Source organism: Burkholderia sp. TSV86 (assembly GCF_001522865.1).
Taxonomy (GTDB): Bacteria; Pseudomonadota; Gammaproteobacteria; order Burkholderiales; family Burkholderiaceae; genus Burkholderia.
Genome location: NZ_LOWB01000047.1, coordinates 31,729 through 48,786, shown reverse-complemented (window position 1 = coordinate 48,786; position 17,058 = coordinate 31,729). Strand labels below are relative to the sequence as shown.

Genomic DNA, 17,058 nt, shown 5'->3' with positions numbered 1-17,058 from the left:
CCCGCTTCACCAGTGCGAGCTGCGCCCCAACCATCGCCGGACGCCTGTCCATTTGGTGTATCCTCAGCGCGTTCAAACCGACGTAAGCGTGATGAAATCGTCTCGTCCTCCGAAAAAGCCCGCGCACGCCGACGCGGCGCAAACCGAAGCCCCCCGCCTGTCGCTGTTCGACGCCAAAGGCAAAGTCAAAACGATCGATGCGCAAGCGCTGCGCGTCGATTTCGCCGACGGCCGCAGCCTGATGTTCGACCTCTCCGGCCACTCGGGCGACGCAGCCGTCGCGATCGTCGCGCAGCACGCGAACCCGGCGCTGCGCGCGAGCCTGGCGCTGCGCCCCGAACATTACGACAGCGTGATCGTCGCGGTCAGCGCCGACGAGAACCCCGACCATGTGCATGACGAAGCCGATGAGGCGCGCGAGCCCGAACTCGACCTCGCGCTCCAATATGGCGACGAAATCGGCGATGCGCAGCGCAAGACGCTGCCCAAGCGCAAGGTGATCGCCGAATGGCTCGAGGCAGCGCTGTTCGCCGACGCGCAGTTCACCGTGCGCTTCGTCGGCGAAACCGAAGGCCGCGCGCTCAACGCAAGCTACCGGCACAAGGACTATCCGACCAACGTGCTGACCTTCGCATACGGCGACGAGCCGGACGGCGCGACGGTCGCCGATCTCGTACTGTGCTGCCCCGTCGTCGAGAAGGAAGCGCGCGCGCAAGGCAAGACGCTCGTCGCGCACTACGCGCATCTGCTCGTGCACGGCGCGCTGCACGCGCAGGGCTACGATCACGAGCGGGGCAAGGCGGACGCCGCCGAAATGGAAGCGCTCGAAGTCGATATCCTCGCGCGGCTCGGCTTTCCGAATCCGTATCGCTGATCCGCACAGCCGTCAGCCGTGGACCACCCTGCCCCCTTGCTGCCGGCCCGCGCGTATCCGCCGCCGCTCGGCGAAGCGCGCTACCTGAGCGACGCGGAACTCGCGGCGTCGCTCGCCGCGGCGCTCGCCAACTGGGATCGCATGAGCGATCTGTGGCTGTTCGGTTATGGCTCGCTGATCTGGAACCCCGGCATGCCGACCGCCGAGGCCGTGCGCGCGAAGATTCACGGCTATCATCGCGGACTCTATTTGTGGTCACGCGTGAATCGCGGCACGCCCGAGCAACCGGGACTCGTACTCGCGCTCGACCGTGGCGGCTCGTGCACCGGGCTCGCATTCAAACTCGCCGGCCGCACCGCGATGCCGCACCTCGAAGCGCTGTGGCGGCGCGAGATGGCGATGGGTTCGTACCGTCCCGCATGGCTGCCGTGCGTGCTCGCGAACGGAGCGCGCGTCAGCGCGCTCGCGTTCGTCATGCGGCGCGACGCGCCGACCTACACCGGCAAGCTGCCCGACGAAATCGTGAAGACCGTGTTCGGCTGTGCGTGCGGCCGCTACGGCACGACGCTCGACTACGTGAGCCGCACCGTCGCCGCGCTGCGCGACAGCGGGATGCCCGACCGCACGCTGGAGGCGCTGCTCGCGCGTTGCCGCTAGCGGGCGGCGCGCCGGCTGCCGGTTGTCCTGCCGTGCGGCCGTTGCGCCACGCAACGCGGGATCGATCGCGGCGCGCGCCATGCGGTGCGCCGGCAAAACACACGCGCCCGAGGCGAACTCGCGCCACGGCCCGCGCACCCGCGGCCCGCTGCGGCCCCCGCGCCGGCCATCGCCGCCGCCGCCCGGGCGAGCCGTTTTCCGCCAGTGCCCGCTCGCCGGTTTCTGCGCTACGATGAAGGCAGCCGAGCGGGCAGCCGCCACGCGATCGCCCAATCCGCGTCCGCGCCGCCCGCGCGCCCTGCACGACCGACACGGCAGCGCAACGGCCTTGGTGTATCCTTCTCAACTCCGTGACAGCGCGCTTTCCATCAAGCGGGAGCGCACCACCATGAACGATTCGTATCCCAGTCGAAAACCTACCGACAAACCGCATGAAAAGCGCTCGCTGCTCGAGCGCCTGACCGACTTCATCTCGCCCGAGCCCGAATCGCGGGGCGAACTCCTCGAAATCCTGCAGGACGCGCACGAACGCAATCTGATCGACGCCGATTCGCTGTCGATGATCGAAGGGGTGTTCCAGGTATCCGACCTGTGCGCGCGCGACATCATGGTGCCCCGCGCGCAAATGGACGCGATCAACATCGCCGACAAGCCCGAGGATTTCATCCCGTTCGTGCTCGAAAAGGCGCACTCGCGCTACCCCGTCTACGAAGACAACCGCGACAACGTCATCGGCGTGCTGCTCGCGAAGGATCTGCTGCGCTTTTACGCCGAAGAGGAATTCGACGTGCGCGGAATGCTGCGCCCCGCCGTCTTTATCCCCGAATCGAAGCGGCTGAACGTGCTGCTGCACGATTTCCGCGTGAATCGAAACCACCTCGCGATCGTCGTCGACGAATACGGCGGCGTCGCGGGCCTCATCACGATCGAGGACGTGCTCGAGCAGATCGTCGGCGACATCGAGGACGAATACGATTTCGACGAGGAAGCGGGCAACATCCTCGCCGCGCCGGACGGCCGCTATCGCGTCCGCGCGCTCACCGAGATCGAGCAATTCAACGAAACGTTCGGCACCCATTTTCCGGACGACGAAGTCGATACGATCGGCGGCCTCATCACGCACCATTTTGGCCGCGTGCCGCATCGCGGCGAAAAAGTGCGTCTGGGCGACCTGGTATTCGAGATCCAGCGCGGCGACGCTCGCCAGATCCACGTGCTGCTCGTGCGCCGCACGCCGCTCGCGAGCCGGCGCGGCCTCACGGCCGGCGAAACCGAATGACCGCGCGATAGCGCCGCGATCGGCGCCGCCATTGGCGCCGACTGGCTCGCCAGCCGCCCCCTCCAACGCTTTTCCGACGCCCGCATGGCCGAACCGATTTCGACCCGCCCGCCGCACGGCGCTTGCCCAACGGCCGCCGGCCGCGCGCTGCCCGTCTGGCACTATCCCGCCGCACTGCTCGCAGGCGCGGTCAATACGCTGACGTTCGCGCCGACGCCGCATGGCGGCTGGCTGCAAATCGCCGTGTTCGCGTGGCTGTTCGCGCAGCTCACGCGCACCACCCGCTGGACGCAAGCGGCGGCAACGGGCGGCGCGTTCGGCTTCGGCAACTTCATCACCGGCATCTGGTGGCTCTATATCAGCATGCACGTGTACGGCGAGATGGCCGCGCCGCTCGCGGGCGGCGCACTCGTGCTGTTCTGCGCGTATCTGTCGATCTATCCCGCGTTCGCGGCGGCGCTCTGGTCGTTGTGCGCCAGGCGCGCGCAACGCACGGCCGCCGCCGGCCAACGCCCGTTGCCGCCGGCTTGGTATCACGCGTTCGCGTTCGCGAGCGCGTGGGCCGTCGGCGAATGGCTGCGCGGCACCGTGTTCACCGGCTTTCCGTGGCTCGCGAGCGGTTACGCGCAAGTCGACGGCCCGCTTGCCGGCTATGCGTCGCTCGTCGGCGTCTATGGCGTTGCGTGGGTGCTCGCGCTCGTCGCGGCTCTGGCGGTGCAGGCGATCGTCCGTGTGCGCGCCGGCAGGCGCGCGGCAGCCTCGCCAGGCGGCGCGCGTGCCGCGAACGCGGCGGGCACGGCGAACGCTGCCGCGCCCGCGCTCACGGCGCTTGCGCTCGTCGCGGCCGGCCCGCTGCTCGCGCTCGTGCCGTGGACCGTGCCCGCGAACGCGCCGCTCGATGTGCGGCTGCTGCAAGGCAACGTCAAGCAGGAGATCAAATTCGAGCAAGCGGGCATCGACGCGGCGATCGAGCTGTATCAAAAGATGATCACCGACAAGCCGGCCGATCTGATCGTCACGCCGGAAACGGCAATAGCGGTCATGACGATTCAGGATTTGCCCGAGTCGTTTGCCCGTGCGATCCGCCGGTTCAGCGACACGACGAACACGTCGATCGTGTTCGGCGCGGTGGGCGACACGGTCACCGAGGACGGCAGAATCGTGGACTACACGAACAGCCTGTATGGCGTGACGCCGCATTCGCGCGACATCTACCGTTACGACAAGCACCACCTGGTGCCGTTCGGCGAGTTCATCCCGTGGGGCTTTCGCTGGTTCGTCGACCTGATGAAGATGCCGCTCGGCGATTTCGCGCGCGGCGCGCTCGTGCAGCCGCCCTTCATCGTGCGCAACCAGCCGGTGATGGTCGACATCTGCTATGAGGATCTCTTCGGCGAGCAAATCGCCGCGTCGATCCGCGACAATCCGGTGTCGCCCGGCGTGCTCGTCAACGCAACGAATCTCGCGTGGTTCGGCGACACGATCGCGCTCGACCAGCATCTGCAAATCGCCCGGATGCGCTCGCTCGAAACGGGCCGGCCGATGCTGCGCGCGACCAATACCGGCATGACGGTCGCGATCGATGCGCGCGGGCGCGTGATCGGCCGATTGAAGCCTTACACGATCGGCTCGCTCGACGTGCGGATCGAAGGCACGGCGGGCCGCACACCATACGTGATGAGCGGTGACAGCACCGTGCTCGCGCTTTCACTGCTGCTGCTCGCGGCCGGTTTCGCGCTCGGGCCGAGATCGCGCCGGCGCGACTGACGCGCCGCCCGTTCACGCTCAACCCGACGCGCGCGGCGCGGTGGCGTCATCCGTGCCGGACGCGGCCGGACGGCAAGCGGCACGCAACGTGCCGCGAAATGCGCGAAATATACAAAACGCGCGCAACGTGAGCTGTACCGCCATCGCACGCGCGCCCATTCCGAACGCACCCCCGCGCCGATCCGGTAAAATTGCACGTTTCAGCACAGACCCCAGCCGCGCGCCGCGCGAGCTGACGGCACGGGCGCCGCCCGCGCCGACGGCTCGCAACGCCCGCCCAGCGCCCCGAAGGCTCTTCATGCTCACGTTTCAGCAAATCATCCTGACGCTCCAGTCCTATTGGGACAGGCAGGGCTGCGCCCTGCTCCAGCCGATCGACATGGAAGTCGGCGCCGGCACGTCGCACGTGCACACGTTCCTGCGCGCGGTCGGCCCCGAACCGTGGCGCGCCGCCTACGTGCAGCCGTCGCGACGCCCGAAGGATGGCCGCTACGGCGAAAACCCGAACCGTCTGCAGCACTACTACCAATACCAAGTAGTGCTCAAGCCCGCGCCGGAAAACATCCTCGACCTGTACCTCGGCTCGCTCGAAGCGCTCGGCTTCGATCTCAAGCAAAACGACGTGCGCTTCGTCGAAGACGACTGGGAAAATCCGACGCTCGGCGCGTGGGGGCTCGGCTGGGAAGTCTGGCTGAACGGAATGGAAGTCACGCAGTTCACGTACTTCCAGCAGGTGGGCGGCCTCGACTGCAAACCTGTGCTGGGCGAGATCACCTACGGGCTCGAACGTCTCGCGATGTATCTGCAGAAGGTCGAGAATGTCTATGACCTCATCTGGACCGAATGGGAGGAACAAGGGCCGAACGGCCCCGAGCTGCGCCGCCTCACATACGGCGACGTGTATCACCAAAACGAAGTCGAGCAGTCGACGTACAACTTCGAGCAAGCAAACGTCGAGCTGCTGTTCACGTTCTTCAACAGCTACGAAGCCGAGGCGAAGCGGATGATCGACGCGCAGCTCGCGCTGCCCGCGTATGAGCTGGTGCTGAAAGCCGGCCATACGTTCAATCTGCTCGACGCGCGCGGCGCGATCTCGGTGACCGAGCGCGCCGCGTATATCGGCCGGATTCGCGCGTTGTCGCGGCTCGTCGCGCAAGCGTACTACGATTCACGCGAAAAGCTCGGCTTCCCGATGCTCGGCAACCCGGTCAAGGGCGTGCCCGGCCTCATCACCGACGCGCAGGAAGCCGCGCAGCCCGCGTGGGCGCCGGCGCTGAAAGCCGAACGCAAGATCGATCAGGACTGACGAGATTCTTCACATCATGACGCAAAACCATCCCGCTCCCCTGCTCGTCGAACTGTTGACCGAAGAACTGCCGCCCAAGGCGCTGGCCCGTCTCGGCGACGCGTTCGCCGAAGGCCTCGCGCAGCGCCTTGCCGCGCGCGACTTGATCGAAGGCGAACTCGCGTTCGAGCGCTACGCGACGCCGCGGCGTCTTGCCGTCGTCGTGCACCAGGTGCGCGCCGTCGCGCCCGATCGCCAGGTCCGCGAAAAAGTGCTGCCGGTGTCGGTCGCGCTCGACGCCGACGGCAAACCGACCGCGCCGCTCGCGAAGAAGCTCGCGGCGCTCGGTCACTCGAATCTGTCCGTGGCCGATCTCGAACGCGCGCAGGACGGCAAGGCCGAAGCGTTCTTCGTCAACTACACGGCGGCCGGCACGCCGCTCGCCGCCGGCCTGCAGGCCGCGCTGGACGAAACGCTCGCGAAGCTGCCGATTCCGAAGGTGATGACCTACCAGCGCCCGGACGGCGCCGACGTCCAATTCGTGCGCCCCGTGCATCGGCTCACCGTGCTGCACGGCCAAACCGTCGTGCCCGTGACCGCGTTCGGCATCGACGCGGGCGACACCACGCTCGGCCACCGCTTTCTGTCCGACGGCCGCGTCGCGATCCACGACGCGAGCGCCTATGCGGACACGCTGCGCGCGAAGGGCCGCGTGATCGCGCAATTCGCCGAGCGCAAGGAAGCCATCCGCACGCAACTCGACGCGCATGCCGAAGGCGATCGCGTCGTGATGCCGGAAGCGCTGCTCGACGAGGTGACCGCGCTCGTCGAATGGCCGGTCGTCTATCCATGCCGCTTCGAGGACGAATTCCTGCAAGTGCCGCAGGAATGCCTGATCCTGACGATGCAGACCAACCAGAAGTATTTCGCGCTCACCGACGCGGCGGGCAAGCTGCGCTCGCGCTTTCTGATCGTGTCGAACATCGAGACGACAACGCCCGCCGAAATCGTCGAGGGCAACGAGCGCGTCGTGCGCCCGCGCCTGGCCGACGCGAAGTTCTTCTTCGAGCAGGACAAGAAGGTCAAGCTCGCCGATCGCGTGCCGCGCCTGGCGAACGTCGTCTACCACAACAAGCTCGGCTCGCAACTCGCACGCGTCGAGCGCATCGAGGCGCTGGCGGGCGAGATCGCGCCCGCGCTCGGCGCCGATGCCGCACTCGCGCGCCGCGCCGCGCGTCTGGCGAAGGCGGACCTGTTGACCGACATGGTCGGCGAATTCCCCGAGCTGCAAGGCACGATGGGCACATACTACGCGCGCCACGACGGCGAGCCGGACGACGTCGCGCTCGCGTGCACCGAGCACTACCAGCCGCGCTTCTCCGGCGATGCGCTGCCGAGCCAGCCGGTCAGCACCGCCGTCGCGCTTGCCGACAAGCTCGAGACGATCGTCGGCATCTGGGGCATCGGCCTTGCGCCGACGGGCGAGAAAGACCCTTACGCGCTGCGCCGTCATGCGCTCGGCGTGTTGCGGCTCCTGCTCGAAAAGCAGTTGCCGCTCGACCTCGTCTCGCTGCTGCGCGCCGCCTACGCGCGCTTCTCGGCAGTGCCGGACGTCGCCGAGTCGACGGATGCGCTCCATGCGTTCTTCATCGACCGCCTGCGCGGCCTGCTGCGCGAGCGCGGCTACACCACGGGCGAGATCGACGCGGTGCTGGGCCTGAATCCGACACGCATCGACGATCTGATCGAGCGCCTCGACGCGGTGCGCGAGTTCACGCGCCTCGCGGAAGCACAAGCGCTCGCCGCGGCGAACAAGCGGATCTCGAACATCCTGAAGAAGTCCGACGGCGGCACGAACGGCGCGGTGCAGGCCACGCTGCTCGTCGAGGCGGCCGAGAAGGCGCTGCACGACGAGCTGGCGCAGGTCGCGCCGCGCGTGCAGTCGCAGCTCGCGGCGCGCGCGTACACGGGCGCGCTGTCCGCGCTCGCGGCGCTGCGCGCGCCCGTCGACACGTTCTTCAACGACGTGATGGTGAACGCCGACGACCCGGCGCTGCGCGCGAACCGGCTCGCGCTCCTCGCCGCGCTGCATCAGCAGATGAACTGCGTCGCCGACATCTCGAAGCTCGCCGCATAAGACCGGAGCCACGCGATGCCGACCAGCGCCAGCAAAAAGCTCGTCGTCCTCGACCGGGACGGCGTCATCAACGTCGATTCGGACGCGTTCGTCAAATCGGCCGACGAATGGATCGCGCTGCCCGGCAGCCTCGAGGCGATCGCGCGGCTCAACCATGCGGGTTACCGGGTCGTCGTCGCGACCAATCAGTCAGGCATCGGCCGGGGGCTGTTCGACATGGCCACGCTCAACGCAATGCATCTGAAGATGCAACGCGCGGCCGCCGCGGTCGGCGCCCGGATCGACGCGGTGTTCTTCTGCCCGCACACGGCCGACGATCACTGCGACTGCCGCAAGCCGAAGCCCGGCATGATGAAGCAGATCGCCGAGCGCTTCGAGATCGATCCGGCCGCCACGCCGATCGTCGGCGATTCGCTGCGCGATCTGCAAGCAGGCGCCGCGCTCGGCTTCAGAACGCATTTGGTGCTGACCGGCAAGGGTAAGAAGACGCTCGCCGACGGCGGCTTGCCGGACGGCACCCGCGTTCACGACGATCTGCGCGCCTTCGCGCTCGATTTTCTTTCCGAAGAACAAGAGTGAAGCACCCCGCTTCCTCGCCCATTGACGCCACGCCATGCGCTTCGTCCGCTCGCTGCTCTTCACTCTGTATCTGATCGTCTACACGATCCCGTATGCGATCGCCTGCCTGATCGCGTTTCCGTTCATGCGTGCGACCGCGCGCTACTGGATGGCGGCCGGCTGGTGCAAATCGACGATCTTCGTCGCGCGCTGGCTCAACGGCATCCGTTACCGGATCGAGGGCCTCGACAATCTGCCAAACGGGCCGGCCGTGCTGCTGTCGAAGCATCAATCCGCTTGGGAGACGATCGCACTGCCTGCGTTGATGCCCAAGCCGCTTTGCTTCGTGCTCAAGCGCGAGCTGCTGCACGTGCCGTTCTTCGGCTGGGCGCTCGGCATGCTGCAGATGGTCTATATCAACCGCAAGAACGGCAAGCACGCGTTCGATTCGGTGATCCGCCAGGGCAAGGTGCGGCTCGACGACGGAGCATGGATCATCATCTTCCCCGAAGGCACGCGCACGCTGGTTGGCAGCCAGGGTAAGTACAAGACGGGTGGCGCGCGCTTCGCGGTGGACGCAGGCGCGCCTGTCGTGCCGATCGCGCACAACGCCGGACACGTGTGGCCGCGCAACTCGTTTACGAAGTTTCCCGGCCTGGTCACGGTGTCGATCGGCAAGCCGATCGACACGCACGGCCTCACATACGAACAATTGAACGAACGCGTCGAGAACTGGATCGAAGCGGAAATGCGCCGCATCGACCCCGACGCGTACCGGCACGAGCGCGACGCACGCGGCGGCAACGCGCGCGCGTCGAGCGCGGCGTCCACCTGAGTCAAGGCTTTACCCATTGCGCACTGCTAAACGAAGAGAACTGATGCCGAAGCGTCCCAGGCCACGGCCGGCTGTCGTGGCGCTCGATCACCGCCAGCTCGATCTGCCGCTCTTCGATGGGCCGGCCGCGCCGGCGTCCGCGGGTGCGCCGGCCGCCGGCGCTTCGCCCGCTGCGCATCCCGCGCCGGGCGCCGGCCTGTCCACCTCCGGCGCCACCCCGCCCGCCGACGACCGTTCGCGCCTGCGCACGCTCGCGCTCGACGGCCGCGTGCTCGCGTACAAGCTCAAGCGCTCGGCACGGCGCACGATCGGCTTTGCAATCGATGGCAATGGTTTGACGATCACCGCGCCGCGCTGGGTGACGCTCGCCGATATCGAAGCGGCGATCGCCGAGAAGCGCCGCTGGATCTTCGCGAAGCTCGCCGAATGGCAAACGCGCGCCGAGCAGCGCGCGCTGCCGCAAATCGATTGGAAGGAAGGCGCGCAGATTCCGTATCTCGGCAAGCCCGTCACGATCACGCTCGCGTCGGCGCAAGGCGCGCTGCGCTTCGACGCCACTGCCGCGACGCTCGGGCTCGGCCTGCCCACGCACGCGAGCGGGCAGCAGATCAAGGATCGCGTGCAAGGCTGGCTGCAAGGCGAAGCGAAGCGGATCTTCGGCGAACGGCTCGCGGTCTATGCGCAAAAGCTTGGTGTCACGTATGCGGCCTATGCGTTGTCGTCGGCCGCGACGCGCTGGGGAAGCTGCTCGAGCGACGGCAAGATCCGCCTGAACTGGCGGCTCATTCACTTTCCGATGTCGATCGTCGATTACGTGGTCGCGCACGAGCTGTCGCATCTGCGCGAGATGAATCACAGCCCCGCGTTCTGGCAGACAGTCGAATCGATCTTCCCTGAATTCCGCGAGGCGCGGCATACGCTCAAGCATCATCCGCCGGAGCTGCTGCCGGCGCTCTGATCCGGACCCGGCCCGCGGCCGCCGGGTTCAAGCCGGCCCGCGTCAGTGCGGCTTGCGCTGGATGAATTCGATCTTGTAGCCGTCCGGATCCTCGACGAACGCGATCACCGTCGTGCCGTGCTTCATCGGGCCGGCTTCCCGCGTGACCTTGCCGCCTTGCGCCTTGATCCGCTCGCACGCCTGGTAGGCATCGTCGACCTCGAGCGCGAGATGGCCGAAACCCGTGCCGATTTCATACGATTTCGTGTCCCAATTGTGGGTCAGCTCGATGACCGTATGATCGCGCTCGTCGCCGTAGCCGACGAACGCAAGCGTGAACTTGCCTTCCGGATAATCGTCGCGGCGCAGCAATTTCATGCCGAGCAGTTCAGTGTAGAACTTGATCGAGCGCTCGAGATCGCCGACTCGAAGCATTGTGTGAAGCAAACGCATATGGGGTACTCCATGGGGACTTGCGTGAACGCCCGAATGTACCAGAGACGCGTGAATCCCGCTGACGCGCCCGGCCCCGCAGGCTGCGCCCAGGCGCTTTACTCCGCTCCCTCACATCGACCTTTCGCCCAGCCTGCGCAATGTTCTGTAGCCCACGCTGCGCGCGTGCCCGCTTGTCGATTAGGATTGACGCATCGCCTCCGATAGGCGCACGATGCTTCGCACAGGTCCGGCCAGCGGAAAAATTGCAGCGCTGCGATCAGGTTTGCGCTTGACCGGATAGTTAGGACACGGCAATTATCGCCGTCCGATTCGACTAGGCCGAAGTCGTGTCTTGAAAAAAATGCCGCGCGGTCCCGGACGGCGCGCGGCCCAATCCAATCGATAGAGAACAATGAGACAAACAATGCATAGCCAGCCCTCAAGGGGGGCCCTTCGCTGGCGCTTGTCGCTCGGCGTTTTGTTGACCGCGGTGCTCGCCGCATGCGGTGGAGACGATGATTCCGGCTCATCGTCGGTGTGGCCCGCCGATCACGCACTCACCGATCCCAATCGCTACGCGGCTTACCAGGACCCGCAGGCGGCGCTCAGCGCGGCCTATCGGAGCGGCCCCAATGGCGGCGCCGGTTCGAAGGATGTCGATGTCGCGAACGCGAGCCTTGCGCAAAGCGCCGTCGACGAAACCCCCGCCACCAAGCATCACCGCGCCGTGATCAATGGCCAGACGATCGAGTACACGGCGCGCGCGGGCCACTTGATCGCGTGGGCGCCCAAGAACCCGAACAATCCGGCTCAGCGCGACGCCGAGGCATCGATCTTCTACATGTCGTACACGCGCGACGACATCCCGCACGCGCAGCGCCCGGTCACGTTCATCTTCAATGGCGGCCCCGGCGAGCCGTCGATCTGGATGCATCTGGGTGCGTGGGCGCCGAAACGCCTGAAAATCGACGCGCCGAATCTGCCGGCCGGCCCGAACATTCCCGATAGCTTCCCGCTGATCGACAACCCGCAATCGCTGCTCGACCAGACCGATCTCGTCTATGTCGACATCGCGGGCAGCGGCTTCTCGGAAGCGATCGCGCCGCACAAGAACCAGGACTTCTGGAGCACCGACGCCGACGCGGGCATCTTCCGGGATTTCATCACCGCGTACATCAACCGCTACAACCGGCAAAGCTCGCCGAAATACCTGTTCGGTGAATCGTACAGCGGCATTCGCACGCCGATTGTCGCGGACCTGCTGGTGCAGGCGGGCACGAGCAATTACGCGCCCGATCCGAGCGGCGCGAAGCCGATCGTGCTGAGCGGCATGGTGCTGCAATCGCCGATTCTGGATTACGGTTATCTTTCGACGCAGGCAGACGCTCGCGAAGGCTTCTTCCCGACGGTCGGGATGGTCGTCGATTTCTACGGCAAATCCACCGCGCGCGGCGTGATGACGGAGCCGCAGTACGCGGACTACCTGCGCAATTTCACGACGGCCCAATATGCGCCCGGCCTCGCGGCGTCGAATTTCCCGCCCGCGACCATCTCGCAGCTGAGCGCGATCACCGGCCTGCCGGCCAGCACGCAAATGAAGGATTGGCTCGCGATCGATCCGAACGGCCTGCTCTTCAACAGCGTCGCGAGCGCCATCTACCCGAACGCCGCCGCGTCCGCGCAATTCAATGCGTATGACGGCCGGATAAGCACGACGGCAAACATCAAGTACGATATTTCGTCATACGAAAATGCCGGCTTCTACGGCGCGATCAAGCCGCTGCTGCTCGATCAGTTCGGTTACCGGAATCAGGACCCGACGCAGATCTACGGCAGCGACATCGCGTTCAATTTCTGGAACTGGAACGCGCCGCACCGCGGCTCGACGAACCCGAGCAGCGTGCCGGATCTCGCGGAAACGCTCACGCTCGATCCGTCGGTCAAGGTGCTCGTGATCCACGGCTACCACGACGGCGTAACGCCGTTCTTCCAGACCGAACTCGATTTGCAGCACGGCGGCGTGTGGCCGGCGGCGGGACAAACGCCGCGGATCACGGTCAAAGAATATGATGGCGGCCATATGGCTTATTTGACCGAGGCGTCGCGCGATCCGATGCGCGCCGACCTGCGGCAGTTCTATAACGCCAGCGCGCCGGCCACGGCCGTGGCCCGACAGCAAAAGGCCGGCTGACAAGCACATGGGAGAAACTATGTTGATGCGTGATTTTCTTGTAACGACCCTGCTTGCCGCGGGTGTGACGGCGCCGGCATATGCATTCGACCGCGGCGTGCAGCCGATCGCGTCATGGTCGCAGGAGGCGGCATTCGCGGACGTCGCGACAATCAAGGTCGGCGAGCATCTGGCCAGGCCGCCGCGCACGACGACGGAGCGCAAGGTGATGAGCGAGCAGACGCCGGAATCCACCGGCAATGCGATCGTCACGAACCTGAAGTCCAAGTTCGATGCGGCAGCCGACCCGAACACCCATCTGCTGACGAAGGCAGCGGCAAGCAACAGCGGCTGGGGATGGGCCGCCGATCATTTCGACGCAATCGACGAACAGAAAAAAGGCGCGGTCAGCTTCGACGATATTCTGCGTTATCTGAATCGCAACGCCGTTGTGCCGTTGAAGGGAGCGTAACGCCGCTTGCGCGCGGCCGACGTTTCCCCGGCTGATTTAACGCGGTTCTAATACGCGGCCCCCGATGACGGGCCGCGTTTTTTTGCGCTCGTGCCGTGTGCGCCCCGCCGCCGATATCGGCGGCGTGCGGACCGCGACCCTGCATCCCGCCGCGGCGATCCATCCGCGCATCGCCGACCACGCCGGCGCACACGCCGTCACTCGCTGGCGCGCCGCCGCTTCTCGAGCGCCTGCGCGACGCACACATACTCATCGACGCTGACATCCTCCGCGCGGCGCGAAAGATCGAAGCCGAGCGCATCGAAATCCACCGAGTCGCGGTATTCGCCGAGCGTATTACGCAGCATCTTGCGGCGCTGCGAGAACGCGGCCGTCACCACGGCGCCCAGCACGGCGGGATCGACGGCCGCCAATTCGTGCGGCGCATGCGGAATCATCCGCACGATCGCCGAGTCAACCTTCGGAGGCGGCTGAAACGACTCTGGCGGCACATCGATCAGCTTGTCCATCACATAGCGGTACTGCAGCATCACCGACAGCCTGCTGAACGCCTTCGTACCCGGCTCGGCCACCATCCGTTCGACCACCTCGCTCTGCAACATGAAGTGCTGATCGATCACGACGTTCGCGAACGACATCAGATGAAACAGCAGCGGGCTCGAAATGTTGTACGGCAAGTTGCCGATGATCCGCAACGACGCCTTGCCCGGCAGCGCATCCGCGCGTGCGAGCGAGCCGAAATCGAATGCGAGCGCGTCGCCGGCATGCAGTTCGAGCAGGTCGCCGAAGCGCTGCTTGAGCCGGTCGATCAAATCGCGATCGAGTTCGACCGCGTGCAGCGGCGATTCGGGCGTCGCGAGCCGCGCGATCACGGGGCCCGTCAGCGCGCCGAGCCCCGGCCCGATCTCGACCATTTGTTCGCCGCGCTCGGGGCGAATCGCCGCGACGATCGCGTCGATCACGCCGTGATCGACGAGAAAGTTCTGCCCGAAGCGCTTGCGCGCGAAGTGTCCTTGGTGCTGTCTGCTGTTCGACATCGAAAGATAGAAAAACGGATGACGCGTGAAATTCAGTGCGCGGCCCAAGCCGCGCCGGTTCGGTTCGCCGATCAGCCCGCGCGCCGATGGCGCGCGATCGTCACCGCGGCGTCGATCGCCGCGACGAGGCTGCCGCAATCGGCACGGCCGGTGCCCGCCAGATCGAGCGCAGTGCCGTGATCGACCGATGTGCGCACGATCGGCAGCCCGAGCGTGATATTCACGCCTTCGCCGAACGTCGCATACTTGAGAACCGGCAAGCCCTGATCGTGGAACATCGCGAGCACGCAATCCGCGTGTTCGAGGTGGCGCGGCTGAAACAGCGTGTCGGCCGGGTACGGGCCGCGCGCGTCGATACCCGCCGCGCGCGCGCGCGCGATCGCCGGCTCGATCACGTCGATCTCCTCGCGGCCCAGATAGCCGTTCTCGCCTGCATGCGGATTGACGCCCGTCACCAGGATGCGCGGCGCGGCAATGCCGAATCCGCGGCGCAGATCGCGATCGATGATGCCGAGCGTGCCGACGAGGCCGTCGATACTCAACGCGGCCGATACGTCCTTGAGCGGCAGATGGGTCGTCGCAAGCGCGACGCGCAGCGCCCGCTCGCCCGTGCCGGCGAGCATCATCACCACCTGCGGCGTGCGCGTGCGCTCGGCCAGATATTCGGTGTGGCCGGTAAACGGCACGCCCGCGTCGTTGATCGTGCTCTTTTGCAGCGGCGCCGTGACGATCGCGTCGAACTTGCCGGTGAGCGCGCCGTCGATCGCAACGTCGAGCAGATCAAGCACGTAGCGCCCGTTCGCCGGATTCAGCTTGCCCGCTTCGGCCGGCACGGCAAGCGCGCGATGCCTGATTTCCACGGATGAGCCAATCACGCAGGCATCCGGTGCGGCGTGTACTGGCGCGGCAGACGCGCCCGCCGCATTCGCGCCGCCGGCGGCCGGCCCGTGGCGCGCATCGGCCGCGCGCGGCGGCGTGCCGCCCACGGCTTCGCGCCCGCCCAGCGCCGCGGCTTGTGTCCAATCGACGCCAACCGCGCCCGCGCGAGCGGCAAGCAAATCCGCGTCGCCAAGCACAGTGAAACGTGCATCGGGCCAGCGCTCGGCCGCGCCGGCAAGTGCCAGCGCCGTCAGCTCGGGACCGACGCCGGCGGGCTCGCCCGTCGTGATCGCGATGCTGAGCGGTTGTGCCGGGGTCGACATGACGGGCTTCGCGGCAAACGGGCTTATTGCTGCGTGACCGGCAGCTTGATCTGCACGTAAGACGAATCACGCAGCTCGCGCAGCCAGTCCGCGTAAGCCTGTTCGGCCTTACGCTGGCCGATCGCCTGACGCGCGATGTCCATTTGCTGCTGCACGGAGCCTTCCGCGTCGCGGCGGCCGAGCACCTGGATCAGGTGATAGCCGTACTCGGTGCGCACCGGATTGCTGACCTGGTTGTCGCCGAGCGCGTTCATCGCCCGCTCGAATTCCGGCACGGTTTCGCCTGGGCTGATCCAGCCGAGATCGCCGCCTTGCGAGGCCGAACCGTCCTGCGAATAGGTTCGCGCGAACTTCTCGAAATCCCCTCCCGCCTCGATCTGCTTACGGATCTCGACCAACTGCTGGCGCGCCTGCGATTCCGACTTGCCTTCGCCAACGCGCAGCAGGATGTGCCGCACATGCGTCTGCACGATCTTCGACGACGCGGCCGGGTTTTGGCTTGCGCGACGCTCGACGAGACGCACGATCTCGAAGCCGTCGGGCACGCGGATCAAGGTCGGGTTGACCTGGCCGGGACGCAGCTTCGACGCCGCATCGACGACATCCTGCGGCAGCGAGGCCGGCGCCTTGAAGCCGAGATCACCGCCCTTTTTCGCATCGTCGGCTTCCGAGCTGCTCTTCGCGAGCCGCTCGAAGTTCGCGCCCGACGCGAGCGCCTGCGACAGCAAGCCCTCCGCCTTCTTCTGCGCGGCATCGATCTCGGCCTGCGGCGCATTGGCAGGCGCCTTCACGAAGATGTGCTCGAGCCGCAGATCCTGCTGCGAACCCGCGTTCGGGCCGCGCTGGCTCGCGATATAGCTCGCCACTTCCGCGTCCGACACGGTGATCTTGCTATCAACTTCCTTCTCGCGCAACTTCGACAGCAGCAGCTCGGTGCGCGCGTCGCGCGTGAACACGTCCCACGGCACGCCCTGCGCCTCGATGCGCGCGCGGTACTGGTCGAGCGGCATGTTGTTCGCAGCCGCGAGCCGTTGCAGCGTCGACTGCACGGACGCGTTGTCGACCACGATGCCATCGTCCTTCGCGCGCTGGATCTGAATCCGCTCGAGCACCATCTGGTTCAGCACCTGCGCGCGCAACTGGTCGGCGGCCGGCACGGGCGCGTTCTGCTGCTGCAGGCGCCGCGCGATCAGGCCGGTGCGCTGGTCAAGCTCGCGCCCCGTGATCACGTCGTTGTTGACGACGGCCACCACCTCGTCGGCGAGCGACGCCCCCTGCGTGCTCAGCGCCTGCGCAAACGCGGGCGCGACCGTGATCAGCGACGCGACCAGACCGGACGCGACAGCCGCGAAGCGAAGGGTTTTCTTCATTGCCACTGGTACTCCATTGAAAGCGGGCTGCACCGCGACGCCG

The 17,058-nt window shown here is 66.6% G+C and carries 15 protein-coding genes; 11 read left to right on the top strand and 4 right to left on the bottom strand.

Annotated elements, in window-relative coordinates; translation table 11 throughout:
• The first annotated feature begins 91 nt into the window (after window positions 1-91).
• The 9 genes from ybeY to WS68_RS08095 all read left to right on the top strand — a co-directional run bounded on the left by ybeY (window position 92) and on the right by WS68_RS08095 (window position 10,350).
• Window positions 92-874 (top strand): rRNA maturation RNase YbeY, encoded by a 783-nt coding sequence (ybeY, locus tag WS68_RS08140; protein WP_059570338.1) that lies wholly within the window; start codon window positions 92-94, stop codon window positions 872-874.
• A gap of 18 nt (window positions 875-892) precedes the next feature.
• The gene (locus WS68_RS08135; protein ID WP_059570309.1) at window positions 893-1,531 is read left to right on the top strand and encodes a gamma-glutamylcyclotransferase; all 639 of its coding nucleotides are present in this window, start codon (window positions 893-895) and stop codon (window positions 1,529-1,531) included.
• Between the two features lie 388 nt (window positions 1,532-1,919).
• Window positions 1,920-2,810, top strand: a complete 891-nt coding sequence (locus WS68_RS08130) for an HlyC/CorC family transporter (RefSeq protein WP_059570308.1) — start codon at window positions 1,920-1,922, stop codon at window positions 2,808-2,810.
• A gap of 84 nt (window positions 2,811-2,894) precedes the next feature.
• Window positions 2,895-4,577 (top strand): apolipoprotein N-acyltransferase, encoded by a 1,683-nt coding sequence (gene lnt, locus WS68_RS08125; RefSeq protein WP_059570307.1) that lies wholly within the window; start codon window positions 2,895-2,897, stop codon window positions 4,575-4,577.
• Window positions 4,578-4,875: 298 nt separating this feature from the next.
• On the top strand, window positions 4,876-5,883 hold the full coding sequence (gene glyQ, locus WS68_RS08115) for a glycine--tRNA ligase subunit alpha (protein WP_082709882.1): 1,008 nt from the start codon (window positions 4,876-4,878) through the stop codon (window positions 5,881-5,883).
• Between the two features lie 16 nt (window positions 5,884-5,899).
• Window positions 5,900-7,999 (top strand): glycine--tRNA ligase subunit beta, encoded by a 2,100-nt coding sequence (gene glyS, locus WS68_RS08110; protein WP_059570305.1) that lies wholly within the window; start codon window positions 5,900-5,902, stop codon window positions 7,997-7,999.
• A 15-nt stretch (window positions 8,000-8,014) separates the two neighbouring features.
• Complete coding sequence (gmhB, locus tag WS68_RS08105; RefSeq protein ID WP_059570304.1) at window positions 8,015-8,578, top strand: D-glycero-beta-D-manno-heptose 1,7-bisphosphate 7-phosphatase; 564 nt, start codon at window positions 8,015-8,017, stop codon at window positions 8,576-8,578.
• A gap of 34 nt (window positions 8,579-8,612) precedes the next feature.
• Window positions 8,613-9,392, top strand: coding sequence for a lysophospholipid acyltransferase family protein (locus WS68_RS08100; RefSeq protein WP_059570303.1), 780 nt, complete (start codon window positions 8,613-8,615; stop codon window positions 9,390-9,392).
• A gap of 43 nt (window positions 9,393-9,435) precedes the next feature.
• On the top strand, window positions 9,436-10,350 hold the full coding sequence (locus WS68_RS08095) for a M48 family metallopeptidase (RefSeq protein WP_059570302.1): 915 nt from the start codon (window positions 9,436-9,438) through the stop codon (window positions 10,348-10,350).
• A 42-nt stretch (window positions 10,351-10,392) separates the two neighbouring features.
• Here the strand turns inward: WS68_RS08095 and gloA are convergent, their stop codons facing one another.
• The gene (gene gloA / locus WS68_RS08090; RefSeq protein ID WP_059570301.1) at window positions 10,393-10,782 is read right to left on the bottom strand and encodes a lactoylglutathione lyase; all 390 of its coding nucleotides are present in this window, start codon (window positions 10,780-10,782) and stop codon (window positions 10,393-10,395) included.
• 445 nt (window positions 10,783-11,227) lie between these two features.
• Between gloA and WS68_RS08085 the strand changes: the two genes are divergently transcribed.
• Both WS68_RS08085 and WS68_RS08080 read left to right on the top strand, forming a co-directional pair.
• On the top strand, window positions 11,228-12,955 hold the full coding sequence (locus tag WS68_RS08085) for a S10 family serine carboxypeptidase-like protein (RefSeq protein ID WP_059570300.1): 1,728 nt from the start codon (window positions 11,228-11,230) through the stop codon (window positions 12,953-12,955).
• Between the two features lie 25 nt (window positions 12,956-12,980).
• Window positions 12,981-13,406: a hypothetical protein gene (locus tag WS68_RS08080; protein ID WP_156429396.1), complete on the top strand. Its 426-nt coding sequence runs from the start codon at window positions 12,981-12,983 to the stop codon at window positions 13,404-13,406.
• 197 nt (window positions 13,407-13,603) lie between these two features.
• Here WS68_RS08080 and rsmA read toward each other — a convergent pair whose 3' ends face one another.
• The 3 genes from rsmA to WS68_RS08065 form a co-directional block, all read right to left on the bottom strand.
• Window positions 13,604-14,443 carry a 16S rRNA (adenine(1518)-N(6)/adenine(1519)-N(6))-dimethyltransferase RsmA gene (rsmA, locus tag WS68_RS08075; protein ID WP_059570337.1) on the bottom strand — a complete coding sequence of 280 codons (840 nt, stop codon included), beginning with the start codon at window positions 14,441-14,443 and terminating at the stop codon, window positions 13,604-13,606.
• Window positions 14,444-14,514: 71 nt separating this feature from the next.
• Window positions 14,515-15,645, bottom strand: a complete 1,131-nt coding sequence (gene pdxA, locus WS68_RS08070) for a 4-hydroxythreonine-4-phosphate dehydrogenase PdxA (protein ID WP_059570298.1) — start codon at window positions 15,643-15,645, stop codon at window positions 14,515-14,517.
• Window positions 15,646-15,668: 23 nt separating this feature from the next.
• Window positions 15,669-17,015 carry a peptidylprolyl isomerase gene (locus WS68_RS08065; RefSeq protein ID WP_059570297.1) on the bottom strand — a complete coding sequence of 449 codons (1,347 nt, stop codon included), beginning with the start codon at window positions 17,013-17,015 and terminating at the stop codon, window positions 15,669-15,671.
• Window positions 17,016-17,058: the final 43 nt, after the last annotated feature.